The sequence below is a fragment of the Photobacterium sagamiensis genome (genome assembly GCF_050337085.1).
Taxonomy (GTDB): domain Bacteria; phylum Pseudomonadota; class Gammaproteobacteria; order Enterobacterales; family Vibrionaceae; genus Photobacterium; species Photobacterium sagamiensis.
The window spans coordinates 20,202-36,256 of sequence record NZ_JAKJSP010000070.1 but is presented as its reverse complement, the minus strand read 5'-3'; the positions used below and the strand labels follow the sequence as shown (position 1 = coordinate 36,256).

Annotated in this window: 14 protein-coding genes and 2 pseudogenes; 3 read left to right on the top strand and 13 right to left on the bottom strand. The window is 42.5% G+C overall.

Features of this window, described 5'->3' with window-relative positions; genetic code table 11:
- Window positions 1-155, bottom strand: a pseudogene (locus L4D76_RS25575) (IS5/IS1182 family transposase); the annotation flags it as partial.
- Between the two features lie 800 nt (window positions 156-955).
- On the opposite strand from L4D76_RS25575, the gene L4D76_RS25570 reads away from it, so the two are divergent.
- Window positions 956-1,435: a hypothetical protein gene (locus tag L4D76_RS25570; protein WP_428443682.1), complete on the top strand. Its 480-nt coding sequence runs from the start codon at window positions 956-958 to the stop codon at window positions 1,433-1,435.
- 37 nt (window positions 1,436-1,472) lie between these two features.
- On the opposite strand, the gene L4D76_RS25565 is transcribed toward L4D76_RS25570, so the two are convergent.
- Both L4D76_RS25565 and L4D76_RS25560 read right to left on the bottom strand, forming a co-directional pair.
- Window positions 1,473-1,745, bottom strand: a complete 273-nt coding sequence (locus L4D76_RS25565) for an alpha/beta hydrolase family protein (RefSeq protein WP_428443681.1) — start codon at window positions 1,743-1,745, stop codon at window positions 1,473-1,475.
- A 57-nt stretch (window positions 1,746-1,802) separates the two neighbouring features.
- Window positions 1,803-2,195 (bottom strand): alpha/beta hydrolase, encoded by a 393-nt coding sequence (locus L4D76_RS25560; RefSeq protein WP_428443680.1) that lies wholly within the window; start codon window positions 2,193-2,195, stop codon window positions 1,803-1,805.
- Between the two features lie 883 nt (window positions 2,196-3,078).
- On the opposite strand from L4D76_RS25560, the gene L4D76_RS25555 reads away from it, so the two are divergent.
- Entirely contained in the window at window positions 3,079-3,393 is a 315-nt protein-coding gene (locus L4D76_RS25555; RefSeq protein ID WP_335668648.1) for a hypothetical protein, read from the top strand.
- Between the two features lie 344 nt (window positions 3,394-3,737).
- Here the strand turns inward: L4D76_RS25555 and L4D76_RS25550 are convergent, their stop codons facing one another.
- From L4D76_RS25550 to L4D76_RS25535, 4 genes and pseudogenes are all read right to left on the bottom strand, one after another.
- Window positions 3,738-4,127 (bottom strand): DUF6508 domain-containing protein, encoded by a 390-nt coding sequence (locus L4D76_RS25550; protein WP_428443683.1) that lies wholly within the window; start codon window positions 4,125-4,127, stop codon window positions 3,738-3,740.
- 3 nt (window positions 4,128-4,130) lie between these two features.
- Window positions 4,131-5,054, bottom strand: a pseudogene (locus L4D76_RS25545) (ADP-ribosylglycohydrolase family protein); the annotation flags it as partial.
- Between the two features lie 362 nt (window positions 5,055-5,416).
- On the bottom strand, window positions 5,417-5,893 hold the full coding sequence (locus tag L4D76_RS25540; RefSeq protein WP_428443679.1) for a TetR/AcrR family transcriptional regulator: 477 nt from the start codon (window positions 5,891-5,893) through the stop codon (window positions 5,417-5,419).
- Between the two features lie 438 nt (window positions 5,894-6,331).
- Complete coding sequence (locus tag L4D76_RS25535; protein ID WP_428443678.1) at window positions 6,332-6,844, bottom strand: hypothetical protein; 513 nt, start codon at window positions 6,842-6,844, stop codon at window positions 6,332-6,334.
- Window positions 6,845-7,613: 769 nt separating this feature from the next.
- Here L4D76_RS25535 and L4D76_RS25530 point away from each other — a divergent pair.
- Window positions 7,614-8,912 (top strand): CHASE3 domain-containing protein, encoded by a 1,299-nt coding sequence (locus tag L4D76_RS25530; RefSeq protein WP_428443677.1) that lies wholly within the window; start codon window positions 7,614-7,616, stop codon window positions 8,910-8,912.
- A gap of 200 nt (window positions 8,913-9,112) precedes the next feature.
- Here L4D76_RS25530 and L4D76_RS25525 read toward each other — a convergent pair whose 3' ends face one another.
- The 6 genes from L4D76_RS25525 to L4D76_RS25500 form a co-directional block, all read right to left on the bottom strand.
- A complete protein-coding gene (locus L4D76_RS25525) occupies window positions 9,113-9,760 on the bottom strand; it encodes an L-fuculose-phosphate aldolase (protein WP_428443676.1) in 648 nt (215 codons plus the stop codon).
- 80 nt (window positions 9,761-9,840) lie between these two features.
- Complete coding sequence (gene mtnA, locus L4D76_RS25520) at window positions 9,841-10,932, bottom strand: S-methyl-5-thioribose-1-phosphate isomerase (RefSeq protein ID WP_428443675.1); 1,092 nt, start codon at window positions 10,930-10,932, stop codon at window positions 9,841-9,843.
- Window positions 10,933-10,941: 9 nt separating this feature from the next.
- The gene (gene mtnK / locus L4D76_RS25515; protein ID WP_428443674.1) at window positions 10,942-12,210 is read right to left on the bottom strand and encodes an S-methyl-5-thioribose kinase; all 1,269 of its coding nucleotides are present in this window, start codon (window positions 12,208-12,210) and stop codon (window positions 10,942-10,944) included.
- A gap of 75 nt (window positions 12,211-12,285) precedes the next feature.
- Window positions 12,286-13,317 carry a substrate-binding domain-containing protein gene (locus tag L4D76_RS25510; RefSeq protein WP_428443673.1) on the bottom strand — a complete coding sequence of 344 codons (1,032 nt, stop codon included), beginning with the start codon at window positions 13,315-13,317 and terminating at the stop codon, window positions 12,286-12,288.
- Between the two features lie 20 nt (window positions 13,318-13,337).
- Complete coding sequence (locus L4D76_RS25505) at window positions 13,338-14,321, bottom strand: ABC transporter permease (protein WP_428443672.1); 984 nt, start codon at window positions 14,319-14,321, stop codon at window positions 13,338-13,340.
- Window positions 14,321-15,928 carry a sugar ABC transporter ATP-binding protein gene (locus L4D76_RS25500; protein WP_428443671.1) on the bottom strand — a complete coding sequence of 536 codons (1,608 nt, stop codon included), beginning with the start codon at window positions 15,926-15,928 and terminating at the stop codon, window positions 14,321-14,323. Before L4D76_RS25500 ends, L4D76_RS25505 begins: the two co-directional genes overlap by 1 nt.
- Window positions 15,929-16,055: the final 127 nt, after the last annotated feature.

Here is a 16,055-nt window from a genome sequence, read left to right as displayed (position 1 = left end):
GTATACTGGAACCCACGACCACGCCTGCCGTGATGTTCGGTGCATCTCCAAGAGTCGATAGCAGAGTCATCAACCCAGAATGTAATTGAACCACGTTGTTCCAACGCTTTGTTGTACTTCTTCCAGTTTGTAATTTTGTTCTTCGACTTACCCATTGCTGATACCTAAATCACCGGTGATAGATGATCTGATCACTGAATAGCAAAAGAGTTCCCTGATTTAGTCAACAACGCCATCTTGCGGCTGCGAACAGCCAGTTGAAATCTGTTGTTGGCAAATTCAGATTGCAATAAGTACGCTCTTCGACAAAGAAATAAGCAGTCTAGGTATGGATATTTAGACTACATCAATCGAGCAGTAATAGATGCTGCTCGATTGACCAGCTTTAAAACGAGAGAAATGGGATTTTGAGCTGAGACTTAATTTTTTGCAACAACCTCGGCAAGGGGAATTTACGCTCAAAGTTCGCATTAAAATACTTGTCACCATCCGCTATTATCTGTTATGTGATGAATGGCTCAGTTAATTATAAATTGTTGCGTATAATCCCTCCCCGTCATGTTGCAATATATATTATAAAACCTAGCCAAACTATTAGTTACCGCGCTTCCTTTTCAACTGCTTTGGTAACAGGGGTCATACCTATCGCTATTCGTAGGTATGGCCCTTTTCTATCTTTTCTATAGTAATTAAATCCCAGTTACCTTAGCTTCACTTTCCCAGATAATGACAGAACGGTACCTGTCTAAGATCTCCACACCTAACGTCTTATGCGGGTTGAGTCGCAAACGGGAGTGCTGAGTTATGTGAATTTGAGTGGGTTCTCATCTAAGAAAAATGATATTGCAAAACACGTCGATTTGAAGTGCTGTTGTGCAATTTTAATGATCACGAATAACTTACACCGTCTGTTATAATTTTACTGGCAACTTAACACAAGAGGGATAAGAAAACAGTGTCTAAGCATAGAATAACGGATGGTGACATACATCGAGCCAAAGCGAACATATCAAGACGAGCAAGCGGATCTTATTTGTCTTGGTGTGACGATTTGCCACATCATGAGCATAACGATTGCGTAAGAATTGCTTACGAATGGTTAGACGCACAAAAACGAACTGTTAAGCAAGTTAAAGACTATACAACTTTAAAGCACTGCGTTGAGCAATGGGGCGGTCGGTACGTATCAACAACTGACGTCATTCTAGCGGCGTTCATGCTAGGGCTAGAGGGTGATTACCCTTGTTTTAACCTGTCAAAGCGCAAACGTGTGCCAGCATTTAGCCGCCTTATTGGTATTGCTGAAGCTAATAAGCATAGAGATACGGCTGAGTGCAAAAGCTTGATCGTTCGGGAGTGTTGGCGAGGTAAGCAGGAGTTAACCACGCCTTATAAGTCGTGGGAGGATTACGGAGATAGTCCGTTTAACAAATAGCAATTAATAAGCCCACTTTTTAAGGTGGGCTGTTGGCTTAATCTTCTTTACCCAACTCCATGCTGTTGCGGTAATCAAGCCCTCCCCCCGGCATGTCAAATGTAAGAACCGCATAACCTCGTTCTATAAGAGGCTTAATATCTTCTCTATGCTCAACCAACGTCTTATCTACGCCACCAGACCAAATAATTGCCGGCATACCTTTTTTCGCATTAATTGGTTTATGAAGAATTCCAGGGATCTTCTTCCCGTCCTCTCTATTCATCCATACGAGCTCTGCATCATCACCACGAGCAATTGCGGCTTTCATATAGAATTCTACTGATTTTTCTAGCGCAAATATCTCATTTGGTCTTTGAAGGTTAGGCTAGCTAGCTACAAGACATAGAGCGGATGCTCTTTGGAATTGTTTTGCGTCATGCGCAAGGTTTGCTACTTTATCTGCGGTTATAGAAAACTCATAAGTCCAATATCCTGACTTATCCTCGTTGTACTGGTCTTTTAGATCGCTGTCTCCATGTGGAACGATACGGTTCATAGTTTTAATCAAATCCGTTTCTTCTGCCCCAAGCTGAACCCAATCTTCAACTCTAAGAGATCTGTACCAGTTTTTTTGCTCTTCCTCGGAGTTAGGTTTAAAACTTTGATGAGCCAGCTCATTGCTTTCAATACTCCTTGTCTCAGCCATAGCTTGGATAGAAACCGCGGAAGAGATCACCATTGCTAGAATTGCTAGAATTGCTAGAATTGCTTTTTTCATTTTTTCAGTCCGTTAACAGTCAAGTTGCTGAACTATACATATTATTTAATTAACTCAACGTGAACGACAACTCAGTTCTTTTTGTTATTTCTCGTCATTTGGCTAAAATGAGTCTCACTGTAAAATAATGGTCAGTGTACTTTATTTTGGTCTGATTCATTGTTAGTATTAGCCCCCTCAACACTAACCAGGCGAAACGCATAAGACTATTCACTTAACCGTTAAGAGAGAAATCAAGAGGGCCAAGACAAATGAAAGTAGCAGTAGTTTTTGCAATGGCGCTAGGCGTCGGTTATGGGATCGCAGCAGTTTTGACGAGTTCAGTCACCAAACTACGTCATTCCGTAAAGTGAGGAACGAACTTATACGGAATCTAAGGGGCACACGTTTGAACTGGATCCCGGATATCTCGTTCCTCTATTCCGGGATGACATGTTTAGGGGCTTCAACTATTCATAATTTATGTGAAAGAGTACTAGGTGAATAGTTTGGTTATTGATGCCTTTCTAGTCTTAGTTCTTGGCGTGATTGGATTCATGGTACTCACTCCCAGCAACAGGTTTTGGTAAAGGGCGCTGAACTCATTAGGGATATCAAGCGCAGAGCGACGGAATGAAAGCTCAACGTAAAAAGTAATTCATTGAAAATTATGACAAGGCACAAAATGAACAAATTAATCGCACTAGTGCTATTAGCGGTTTCATGCACAGCAACAGCGGCAAATCTTACAAATAGCTATATAAATGGCTCTCGGAAAGTATGCGTGTACGACGACAGTTCAACAGTTAGTGTTGGTATTACTGAAATGTGTCCTTACATGAAGCTGTAATAACAAAACAAATATTTAGGCCCGCTAACAAGTGGCCATTAAAGGGGAACAAAAATGAAAAAGACAATTATCGCTACAATTCTACTTTCGTCGCTGGTGGCCGCGCCAGCAATGGCTAAATCAGCGAAAGATATCGGCACCATCTTTGCTCAGATTGATATGTGCAAGTTAGAGGGCCGTATCAATATGCCTGAAAAGAAGATCATGCGCCTGAAGGTGGCTGATAAGTACAACGTGGCTAAACGAACCAAAGCCTTTAAGCGCCGTGTTACTAATGGACAGTTCAAAGAGTTCGACCGCATGAAGAAACAAGGAGGCTTAGGAAAGGCAATCAAGTGCGGTGTTCTAAAGGATAAGTGGCTTGGATGATCTGTATTAACTGCCAAGGAAATTTATTTGTACGGATCCATCGTCGCTGGTGACAAAAGTTGATAGGTATAAGCTGCGTTTACCGATGTAGTGATTTTGGTGAAGTTTATAAGTTGAAGGGACAATAGTTATGGAACAGTATGTAATATTGAATATATCGGCGAGGGAGCTTGAACCAGCAGGACTCGGCCGTTAACTGGTTGGGATGCCCAATTCAGGAGCCGTCATCTTTTGGCTCTGTAATGTAGTAAAGCTTTTGTAAGGGCAACAATGAAAATTGAAACATGGCATATCGTTGCTAGCCGTGACGCTATCGAGGTAAATCCAACCCTCGATTGACTGGCTCATGTCTTGTCGGCCTTTCCGTTCAGTCCAGAAATAACTGCCTGTAGTGTGCCCAGAGCTATGCTCTCGGCGATGGTTCCACGACAGAACCGCTCGGAGCGTACCAGCGCAGTTAGATAGGCCAGTAGCTGTCCCGTGCCGGCAGTAGTAATCCATTCTTGTAACTGGGGCCTTGTTAGCTCTTTGAGTCGGCTGCGCTCGAACCAGTGTATCCAGTCAAGGCCCGTTATGCAGATATCGTAGTGAGCCAGAGCGGCAAAGAATTGGTTGTTGGCCTGCTGTTGCTGAGAATCAGACAATGGTTGATCCTCGTTGAGCGTATTTATCCACTCGTGGTTTAACTGTACGAACTTGCTAATTTTCTGCCGGGTCGGGAACCGGACCAGCATCAGTGCCAGATCTTCGATGTGTGCCCGCCAATACAGTTTGTCGAGCCATCTTTGCGGCAATCCCTGATAGCCGTAGTAGGCACCGGCAAGCTGGCCGTAGATAGCCGCCGTGGTATCGGCATCATCACCGAGGTTTGCCGCCATCAGGGCGCCCTGCTCGAACGAGTCGCTGTGCCAGAAGCACCACAGTGCCGCTTCCAGTGACTCGACCACAAAGCCGCTGCCCTTGATCTGTGATACGGATTTACGGGTAAAACCGCCCCCGGCAATGGCCTTGATCTGTGGGTGCCAGTTCTCGATCTTAGATTGCATTGGCTTGGCCAGCTTAAGCAGCAGGGTTGCCTTCGTTGGTGTGTCCGGGCTGCGCAGTAGCCTCTGCAGGTAGTAGCAATAAAGCTGGCACGCCTGGATACAGCGTGGCTCGGAATGGGTGGTCATGCTGGCATCGGCGGCGGCCTTGAGCAGTACGGGAAGCGACTTGGAATGATAGAACAGGGCGATCGGGGCAACCCGCATCAGGCTACCATTGCCTGCACTGTACTCATCATCACGGCCTGCCTTGGCCTTGCCGGTTGCAAGAAATGTATCCAGAGCCTGCCTAACGGTGTTTCCGATATCAAAGCAGCTGCCAGTTGATGAATTTTCGCCATCCTTGGCCCACCGCACATAGCGTGACATCTGGTCTGCGAGATCGTTTTTACCTGTCGCCAGCAGGCTGTCTGCCAGACAGAGTGCCATCGATGTGTCGTCTGTCCACTGGCCTGGGTTAAGCCCGAAGGGGCCGCCTCCCTACAGGTCAGTGATAGGCTCGAACGTCCCTGGAGGCTTGAATTCCAGAGTCGTGCCAAGTGCATCTCCCAGTGCGAGGCCGAGCAGTGCACCTTTGGCCTTGCCGACAAGTAAGCTATCTGATGATGTGTTGGGCATGTATCTTTCCGGTAGGATTACGTCATTAATCGGTGATGAAGCCTTCACCATATTTTCACCCAGATATTGCTTCGCCCGTGGCCCGTAAGGCAGCAAGACAGGCTGTTCAACAATGCACTGATGCCGCTGAGCGTGTTGATACTTAATGAGGGCATATTCGCGCTTTAGTACCTTGCGAGTAACACATGCCTATTCCCAAAGATAACAGTAGTGGTGGCAAATAACTAAACGAGCGAATGTCGATAAGCAATGTTTAAGCTAATCATGAGAAATCAGCCTCAATTAACTTGGAGTAATACCTCCTCTGAGGTGCGAGCAGTATTTGCCTGTGCTGAACAAAAAAACATCATAGTTAATATTGATCAGGGCAATTCCTTATTTGGTTGCTCCGCGAATTCAGGCTCTTCTTGCGATAAGTGCACAACCGCGTACCCGATACTTAGATAGATACAGCGTTCAACTTCCTTAGGGTCGCCGGCAATCTTGCCAAATAAACCTTTAACGCCCTTTTTGGGTGAGATAATAGCCTCTGATTGGCTGATGGCTTTGACAAACTCTGGTTCATGGTGGATAGCGTAAACCCATGATGTAAAGAACGCATCCGGTGAAGTGAAGATCAATGGGCGCTCAATTATCTCGGCAAACAATGGTGTTAACTCATTGATTAAATCAGCTTTCAACTTAAAGTGCGCATTAATACCTGATCGAGCAATACCCACTCTTTTGGCGATCGTACTGAATGTTAGGTTATCAAAGCCGTCATTCATCGCAATATCAAAGGATACTTCGATGATTTTTTGTCTGGTTTTAGCTGCAACAGCTTGGCTAACTCTTGGCATTGTTCACTCCCAACAACGGTCACTGCCTGTTAATGTCACGGTCGACAATAAGTAAAGTTGGTAATACTAACAGTATTTTATGGTAGAGAAAAAAGAAATGTACGGCTAATCGTGAAGCATTTTGTATGTAACAGAACTGCTCCGACCTTATCTGATGTAAATTTTATACCGTTTGTGCTTCCTTTAAACGAATTTGCCTTATTCTTGCGTTTTACGGTGCAAAAGTACGGGTGGGTATAATCCTTCCAAGCTGCTGATGCGGGTTCGATTTCCGCTGCCCGCTCCAAATAATTCCCTCTTAGTTCAGTTGGTTGAACGCCGCATTATCTATGCATCCGGCAGAACTCATCAAAGTCTAAAGGCGGTGACAGGGCTGACGTGACTCCTTTGTTTTCGGCCATGTGTATTCCGACATACTGGATTTAGTTTCCGAAGCGATCATATGCTACTTAAATAAAAAGGTTTAACGTAGCAAGGCGCTGAATGAAGTAAGGCAAAGCCTTTCATTTTAACTTCTCCACTGCTCATAATTAATTGAAGATGGGGACTTAGTATACTTCTCGTTTTTTCTTTTCTTGCGTGCTTGAACTTGTAGAGACTCCCCGTCATTTCTATATCAGGATGTCGGCCAAATGTGAATTCAATAAATTGCGTGTAATGAAGGTATGTGAAGAACTCGTCAGCAGACTCAAATTCATTCCTTTTGGGGATTAAACAATTTTCTACAAACTCAAAATATATAGGTTCTGCCTCTGCCTTTTTTGCCTTCTCGAGAGCTTCGTCCAAAGAGTTCAACAATTTGCCTTGTTTCTTCAGAAGTTTGAGGAGTATAGCCAATTTTTGTTCCGTGGTTGAGTGGTGCTTTGCATTAAGTGTTGATTCCTCCGAGTCGGCAGTCTGTGAATATAAACTCTCAATGCTTTCAATATCTAGATAAAAGTATGTATGCATGGCGGCCTCGTAGTTTTTGGTTGTTCCTATACATTGTTTGGCTTCATGCGTGATAACAACGGAGTGACCCAATACGCATCTATAGTTAAAATATAGAATATAATTCAGCCTCTTCCTGTTTTCCGTACAAGTCCCGACTTGATTGCCTGTATACCCAAGTTACCTCAAGATGCCGGATTCAGAGTGATACCAGCCAGTTCAATTCAAGGAAAATGTGCGAAGGAATGACGGGTCCTTTCGAGTGCATTTGACACAGAAGTGGGCTGGCTGGGTCACTCCCGAAGGGCGAGTTTTCCAGTCACTAATGTTGCGTTGCTGATTTTTGATGTAGAGCGACTATATCTGCAAATCAGCGCCTGACCTTAGTACCTGGAAATTCTCGTTGAAACGAGCATCTTGAGGTAACTTGGGTATATACCCAAATATTGCGCAACTCCCGCTATCAGGAGGTATCAAGCTAGCTGATTTTTGGGAAATTGCATACATCGGAACAATGAACTCCGCCAGTATGATCATGTTGATTATATCGATTATGTTGTCATAATCGTCCTTCTGTGTACCGACAGCTAGAAGCGCTTTGGAACAGAATAAAGGTAGAGTGTTACCTGCCCATAACTGGGACTCTTGGATTAGAACGTTCAATTCGCAGAGAAATTGGGCCGGTTCAAGGACATATGCAAAGTTACAGGGCTGGGTATGCCTGTTCATCAGTTAATTGGCGTGCCGTTGTCCAAAATACGGCATAAGCAAGGAAGCAGGTTAAAATCAGATGAGCGTACGTTTAAAATTAACAATACTTTTGATTATTCTGTTTGTTACGTCCATTGGGAATTCAGTTTTCACTTTAATGTTAGAGTCAAATGGTGAAGATAAAGTCCAATGGGTGGCCCATACTGATAAGGTTCTCTACACTTCGCAACGCTTGCTAGGGACCCTGAAGGATGCCGAAACCGGGCAAAGAGGGTATTTAATAACGCTGAGTTCTTCTTACTTAGAACCATACTACTCCGGTAAGCAGGAGTCAGTAATCCTGTTAAAAAAACTGAAAAAGTTAACTTTGGATAATCCTGAGCAACAAGAGCGCTTAAGCACAATCGAAGCTAATATAAAGCTAAAGAATGATGAACTAGCTCAGACCATTATGCTTGCAGAACAAAACCGCATAGAAGAAGCTCGTCAAATAGTACTGATGGACAAAGGTAAACTCTATATGGACAAAATAAGAGAGGACATTAAAGAGTTTATTCATGCGGAAGAGATATTACTGGAGCAAAGAAAAGGCGGTCTTCGAGAAATTAGAGGGAGGATAACGACTTCTATTGTTGTTGAGATAGTGTTTTTCTCTCTGTTTGCGATATTTACATTCTCGTTCACAAATAATCGACTATTCACGCCGATGAATCTATTACTTTCTAGTACTGCTAAAATGAAAGAGGGAGAAAAAGTTGAAATACCAGATGTTGTCTCGAATGATGAGATGGGTATTCTGCTCTCTAACTTTTATAGCATGAGTGAAAAAGTACATAACAGAACACAAACTTTGCGCCACAAAGCTTTTCATGATGAGCTGACAGGATTAAAAAATAGAGCGACGGTTTTTGAAGAAATCGATAGTGCGATCGAAGAGTCTAGTTTGACTGACTCGAAAGTTGTTGTTTTTTTCTTAGATTTGAACAAGTTTAAACATATAAATGATTCATTTGGTCACGACGTTGGTGACATTATACTCAAAGAAACAGCCTCTAGATTAAGAAGTTCGGTACGCTCCGGTGATGGAGTTTTCCGTGTCGGTGGTGATGAATTTATAATTCTATTAAAAAATATAAATAATGTATCAGAAGTCGATAACATTGCTAAAAATATTTTAGATGCATTTATGTCACCTATTATTATGAAAGCTGAGGCTATTAAAATTTCACCGAGTATTGGTATCGCGATCTCTCCAGATGATGCTACAAATAGTGAAGATATTGTTAGGTTCTCAGATATGGCGATGTATGAGGCCAAAAAAGATGACACCACACAGTATAAATTTTTTGACAAATGTATGCTGAAAGATGTCTCATAGACAGGATCTCGAAAATTAAGCATTATCCCAGTCGTAAAGAGGTCGGTTTTGCAGGCAATTGGAAGTTTTCGAGCGTAGGTTTGTCAGTTTAAGTAGCGCCTGACAGAGTGAACTGCCAGGTAGGATATGAATCAGTAGATAAAATTACTTACGGAATGCTTCGATGGGGTAACGAGCAAGCCCAATAGTGGTCACCACTATTATTTTTCGACACGTAGGCCATATGTTTTAAACTTGTCTAATACAATTTTCATCTCTTCAGAAGAGAGCACGGGAACATTTTCTGTTACAGCTAGACATTTTAGATAAAGATTTGCCAGCACATCGACTTCTTGTGCTAACCATAAGGCTTTCTTCAAGTTGATTTCGGTAACAATCATTCCATGATGTTGCAATATTAATGCTTTACTCTGTTTGATACCGGCTTCTACACTATCTGCAAGTTCATTCGTTCCGAAAGTCGAATAGGGGATACAAGGAATATGATCTGTTCCTGAAACTGCCACCATGTAGTGAATTGCAGGGATCGCCTTATTTAAAATCGATACTGCCGTGGAGTTAACAGCGTGGTTGTGAACGACTGCGTTCATTTCAGGTCGTGCTTTATAACAAGACAGGTGGAAGTGCCATTCACTAGAAGGTACTTTACCTTCTTCAAATTTGCCATCAGCACTAACAAAGACGATTTTATCTTCAGTTATTTCTTCATAGGGAACACCGCTTGGGGTAATGAGCATACCATTATCAAAACGGGCACTGACGTTCCCTGACGTTCCCTGATTAAGGCCTAATCGGGTCATCTCAATACAAGTATCTATTATTGAGCGGGATRAATTGATTCTTTCCATATTAAATATTTAACCTATTTAATATTGTCTTACACAACCCCCATTGAATGAGGGTTGCTTAGACAATGTTTGATTTGAAATTAATTGAATTCAGGAAACAATGTCTTCAGTCCTTCAGGGCTGGCATCACAGACGCCACGTTCTGTAATTAAACCTGAAACATATTCAGCCGGGGTGACATCAAACGCATAATTTCCGCAGGTTGTACCTTCTGGCGCAGTATTAACCCAATTACGCTTCCCTTCAGAATCTATTCCATATACATGTGATTGTTCTTCGCCGGACCGTTGTTCGATAGGGATTTCTTTAACACCATCCCAGACAGAAAAATCTAAAGTTGGAGAAGGAAGGGCAACGTAAAAGGGTACATTATTAGCCTTTGCAGCGAGTGCTTTCAGGTAAGTACCAATTTTGTTACAGACGTCACCACGAGCTGTTGTACGGTCGGTTCCGACGATACACATATCAACTTGGCCATGCTGCATTAAATGCCCACCAGCATTATCTGCAATAAGAGTGTGGGGAACCCCATGACTGCCAAGCTCAAATGACGTTAACCCACCTTGGTTGCGTGGGCGCGTTTCATCAACCCAAACATGAATGTTAAGACCAGCTTCATGTGCCATATAAATAGGCGAGAGCGCTGTGCCCCAATCAACCGTCGCCAGCCAACCTGCATTGCAGTGCGTTAAAATATTAATCGTGTCGCCGTCTTGTTTTTTTGCCGCAATTTCTTTGATAATGGCTAAACCGTTTTCACCAATCTGCCGGCAGATTTCAACGTCTTCATCTGAAATTTCAGCTGCAAGTTTATACGCTGTGTCTTCACGGTCGGCTGGTGGTGTATCTGTAAGAACCGGACAAATACGCTCCAGGGCCCACTTTAGGTTGACGGCTGTCGGGCGTGTTTTGATGAGAACATCATAGGCATTTTGAAGATTCTCGTTGCTGTTATCTTCACGCATGGCAAGCGCCACGCCGTACGCTGCTACCGCACCAATCAGTGGAGCACCACGAACCCACATATCTTTAATTGAGGTCGCAGCATCATTCATCGTATGGAGTTGAATGATCTCGAGTTCAAAAGGGAGTTTTGTCTGGTCAAGAATTTCAACCGTACGTTCATCCTGAGAAACCCATACTGAACGGTAATGTTTGCCTTTAATTTTCATAACAACCTCTTAGCACTGACTTGCGAACTTACCAACATGCTCAATATTCGTAAAACTCTCTGCATTCACGATGAGTTGACGCGCTAACTTTAATGCACGACGCTCACATTGAACACGGAGTTCAGTATTTTCAATTTGCTTGAAATCAGCGACGCCAGCAAATCCGATAATACGGCGATTCATTTCTAAACCTGCATTAACTAACGTGTCGATAAATAGGGAACGAAAGAAATCATCTTGTGCAGCGTTAAGCAATGTATGATCATGCTGACTATCCTGATAAATGGAATTTGGATATGCATCACCAATTTGTTTATTTCGCCAGAGGGTCCGGAATTCAGACTCAAAGACTGTCCAGGTTTTTTCGATTTGCTCCACTAACCATTCTTTATAAATATCACAGGTCGCTTTAATTGATTGATGGCCATCCTGTGAGAAATACGACATGAACAAATTGCCAATATAGTTACCTATGTCAAATGCCATTGGTGCGTAAAAACCAAATTCAGGATCAATAACTTTGGTATCAGTTTCGGTGACCATGATTGAACCAGAGTGTAAATCGCCATGAACCAATGCTTGTGCTTCGGTCATGAATTTATATTTGTATTTCATTGCCACTTGAATCATTTCTTTGTCTTGCCAAACAGCAGCAACATCTTTATCGAGTTCAGGTGTCGTCCAGTTATTTCGGTCAGCATCGAAATAAGGTTCAGAGAAGATCAAATCTTCTGTGATTTTGCACAGCTCGTGATTCAAAGCAAAGCGAGACACTAATGTTTTCTTTTCAGCGGCATCCATACCAATGTCAGAGGTGTGGAATAGTGTTCGTGCTAGGAAAACTCCAACATCGTTTGATAGATTTTCGAATTTTTTCCCTGCAATTAACTCTTTGCGAAGAATGATATGAGGTGTCAGGAACTCCATGACAAATAATGCCATTTGTTCATCATAGAAATAAGCTTCAGGAACTAATTCACCCCCCGCATGTTTACGTTCTTCAACTAATATATTAAATTCAAAAAATGCACGTGTAAGAGATAGCGGCCAACTTTCACCAGCGGCTCGAACGTAAGGCAGTGCCTGCTTAACGATAATTGATTTTTCTTTACCACTAACAATAAAAACCAGATTTAAATTACCGTCACCGATTTCATTAATTTCCCACGTTTCAGGCTCACCACCAAGATGTAATTTAGTCGGTAAATGTTCTTTTAAGTATCCGGGTAGTGATTCAATAGTCTGAGCTTTGTAACCGACAGGCGTTTCTAGCGTCATAGCAACCTTCCTGATTAATTCTATTTAAGTGGCGGCAGAACGCCGCCACTGTATTTGATATTAATTGAGCTTCGTTTAAGGCAGAGGCATCCAATCTGGAGTTAGTACATCAGAACTTGAGAATTCAGGTATTTTATTAACCAAGTCATCCATATTCTTAATGTTATTTTCGTTAAGTGTGCCCTGTGTTACCAATACTGGCGGAACGACAACATTAGCACTTACTTTGTCACCATTTAGCAGCATGGCAAGCGCCCGAACACTTACTTCGCCCATGATAGAAGGATTCGTCGCGGCAGTTGCAACCCACGCACTATTAGGTTCACGCATTGCTTGAATATCGGAATTAGAGATGTCGGCACTGTAAATTTTGACCGTCTTACTTAACCCGGCTTCATCAACAGCAATTTTGATCCCTTTGGCGAACTCATCGTATGGCGAGAAGGCTACGGTAATATCCGGATTTGCACGGAATACCGCCGCCGCTTGGTCAGCAACCATATTCGGGATAGGGTTATTCATTGTGCCAAATCGAGCAACTTCAGAAATATTTGGGTACTTATTTTTGAATTCGTTAAAAACTTCATCTCTTCGATCAAGTGGTGGAATGCCCGGCACATAGACATAGGCTGCTTTCCATTTTTCACCATTATCTTTTACAGCTTGTTCAAGTGATAAACGTGCAATCTCGTGGTCATCCTGATTGATTTGCGGAATAGCCGGATTGTCTGCATTAACGTCGAAAGCGACAACTTTAATGCCATTTTGAACAGCCATATCGGCCAGGTCTTTCAGTGATTCGGTAAAACCATGCTGAAGTACAATACCATCGTAACCTTTCATAATGGCTTGTTCTAATTGGTTTCGTTGCAAGGATGCATCTTGTCGGGCATCGTATACGTCGAGTTTTAATCCGAGTGCTGCAGCCTGGCGCTTAACACCTTTAAGATAAAGCTCTGGAAAATCACCTTGTGATAAGTATCGCACATGGGCGATTTTCATCTTTTTACCCTCAAACGGGGACTTTGTTTCCGCACTGGCACCTGTTGTTGCAATAAGGCCAACAGCAGTAGCGCATAAAGTAAGTACTTTCAGAGTTTTGTTCATTCTAATAATCCTTTTTTGAACTATGTGCGTTTATTGGACAAGCCGAAGGTAAACATTAGTGCCGCGACCAGCACGAGACCTTTGATAAAATCTTGGGTGTAATAAGGAGTGTTCATCATGGTTAGGCCATTTAGCAGGACACCAACAAAAAGTGCACCAATGGCAGAACCCTGGGCATTCGGGCGGGCTGCACCAAGCACGGCAAAACCAATCAATGCACCCGCAACACCATCCATAAGTAAAGAGTTTCCAGAGCTGACATCCCCTCGGCCGATTCGAGCTGCAAGTAAGATCCCACCGATTGAGGCGTACACTCCAGACATAACATACGCAACGTACCGATAGAACTTTACACGAGCGCCAGCAAGGCGTGATGCTTGCTCGTTAGAACCGATAGCGTACATAACGCGACCGTGACGTGTGCGTTCTAGAAACAGATAAGTAATAACAGCAAGTACAAGCATGATCACAACGGGTACAGGAATAATGTCAAACAGACGGGCACGACCTAAAAACAGGAATGTGTCAGTGAATGCACCTTGTGCAATTTCACCATCGCCAATGCTCATTCCGGTTGAAATTGAACGACCTTGTGTCGGAATAAGTTGAAGTCCGAGTAGCAGGAACATCATCCCCAATGTTGTTAGCAAATCAGGCACACGCATTTGCACGGTAAGGAAGCCATTGATTAAGCCGACAATTACACCCACACTAATTGCTGCGAGAATAGCCATTGTCGTTCCACCGTCAAACACGACCATCACGTAACTGGCCGTCATCATAGAGAAAGCAGCGGTTGAACCAATGGATAAGTCGAAACCGTTAACGGCAAGCGTGGCTGTTACCCCTAATGCCAGAATGGCAACAATGGATACAGATTGTAATATGATCATCATATTAATCATGCTTAGAAATGCGGGTTCAGCGACAGTAAAAATAATAACCATCAATGCAAGTAGAGCTAACAATCCATATTTAATGGCGTGCTCTTTTATATTTTCCATTAACTAGCCTCCACAGATGTTAAATTATCATTATCAACAGGTTCAGGATCCGTCACCGTTTTATCAGCTCTTTCGGTGATAGTATTGTTGATTACATTTTTGGTTAATGTTTCAGGTGCTGCAGCAATTTGCTTGATTATTGTTGGCATGTGAACCTGGTCGATCCTATGTTCCCCAACAAGGTTGTTGTGGTTAAAAACAAGTATGGTATCAGCGATTTCAAGCGCTTCTTCAATATCTGTACAAACAGCGATTGTTGCTCGGTTTTCGGCTGTTTTTCTTAATAGCTGACCAATTTGTCTTCTCGAAGAGATATCAACGCCTTGAAAGGGTTCATTGAGTAATAACACTTTGCAGTCATTCATCATCCAACGTGCAACCATCGCTTTTTGTTGATTCCCACCAGATAAACTAGACATTAAATCTGTTTGGTCAGAATATTTAACTTTGGTTTTGTTGATCACTTCTGTAACTTTTTGTTTTTCTTTTTGCTTATTGATAAAACCAAAGCGGCAGAAGGATTTTAGAAATGGAAAGCTAACATTTTGTTCAATTGACAAGTCAGAAATAACAGCATTATTCCCACGATCTTCTTGAACCATGAAAACACCATGATTAATTGCATTGTTGGGTGTTAATGGTTTCCATTCTTGTCCATGTAATAAAATTGAACCGGAATGAAATTCACGCATACCAAACAGCCCTTCAACGACATTAGTACACCCAGATGAAAGTAATCCCGTTAAGGCAACAATCTCGCCACATTTAAACGATAAGTCGAATGGTTCAGAATCATTAGTCAATCTAACTTGTTTTAGTGAGATAACTTCATTATTTCCGGCTTGATAACTATGGTTAACTTCTCCTACGGCATGTCCTAGCATTGCGTCAACGGCAGCATCATAATTTAAAGGTGGCTCAAATAAGCCAACAATACGACCTTCACGTAAGGCTGCAATACGATTTGCTAATTTTCTAATATCTGACATGCGATGAGATATATAAATGATGGCAGCACCTTGATCTCGCATTTTAATGACAGCATCAAACAATTTTTGTGCTTCTTTTTCAGAAAGGCTTGATGTCGGTTCATCCAAAATGAGCAATCTGGGTTTTTCTGATAACGCTCTGGCAATAGAAACAAGCTGCCTCTCTGCCTGGCTAAGTTCAGACACGGGCTTATCCAGAGGTAAATCCAGACCTACATTCTGAGCAATCTTTTTGGCTTGCTCATGTAATTTATTTTTATCAATAAATGTTGGAAATCGACCATCACATAATTGGTCAAGTAGAAGATTTTCAGCAATCGTCAGATCTTGCACCACACCATCATTAATTATTTGGTGTACCGTAATTATCCCGGCATCACGAGCTTGCTTGGGGCTATCTAACTCATAGGCTTTACCATTGATTGAAATGCTCCCATGGTCTGAACTGTAAACACCACTCAGAATTTTAACCAACGTGGATTTACCTGCACCATTAGCACCCATCAGTGCTAATACTTCTCCACCAGTTAACGACAAACTTATGTCATGCAAAACGACGTTACTGCCAAATTGTTTTTTGATTGAATTGATTTCAATACTATGTGGATGCTCTGGCATCTGTTTCTCCAATCATAGAGTTACTGTGCTTTACAATTGTAAATGCTATATGACACTTGTTGGGTGTTCTGTGATAAGTGCATCAATTTAAGAAGTTACTGTATGTTTTTTGAACTCCCATCTCCGT

Coding starts and splice junctions, on each gene's coding strand:
- L4D76_RS25540 (WP_428443679.1), bottom strand. CDS start 5,893: ATGCCAAGAGTTAGCCAAGCTGTTGCAGCTAAAACCAGACAAAAAATC.
- L4D76_RS25505 (WP_428443672.1), bottom strand. CDS start 14,321: ATGGAAAATATAAAAGAGCACGCCATTAAATATGGATTGTTAGCTCTA.
- L4D76_RS25560 (WP_428443680.1), bottom strand. CDS start 2,195: ATGAAAAAAGCAATTCTAGCAATTCTAGCAATTCTAGCAATGGTGATC.
- L4D76_RS25550 (WP_428443683.1), bottom strand. CDS start 4,127: ATGCTGGTCCGGTTCCCGACCCGGCAGAAAATTAGCAAGTTCGTACAG.
- mtnK (WP_428443674.1), bottom strand. CDS start 12,210: ATGACGCTAGAAACGCCTGTCGGTTACAAAGCTCAGACTATTGAATCA.
- mtnA (WP_428443675.1), bottom strand. CDS start 10,932: ATGAAAATTAAAGGCAAACATTACCGTTCAGTATGGGTTTCTCAGGAT.
- L4D76_RS25565 (WP_428443681.1), bottom strand. CDS start 1,745: ATGAAAGCCGCAATTGCTCGTGGTGATGATGCAGAGCTCGTATGGATG.
- L4D76_RS25530 (WP_428443677.1), top strand. CDS start 7,614: ATGAGCGTACGTTTAAAATTAACAATACTTTTGATTATTCTGTTTGTT.
- L4D76_RS25510 (WP_428443673.1), bottom strand. CDS start 13,317: ATGAACAAAACTCTGAAAGTACTTACTTTATGCGCTACTGCTGTTGGC.
- L4D76_RS25555 (WP_335668648.1), top strand. CDS start 3,079: ATGAAAAAGACAATTATCGCTACAATTCTACTTTCGTCGCTGGTGGCC.
- L4D76_RS25535 (WP_428443678.1), bottom strand. CDS start 6,844: ATGCATACATACTTTTATCTAGATATTGAAAGCATTGAGAGTTTATAT.
- L4D76_RS25500 (WP_428443671.1), bottom strand. CDS start 15,928: ATGCCAGAGCATCCACATAGTATTGAAATCAATTCAATCAAAAAACAA.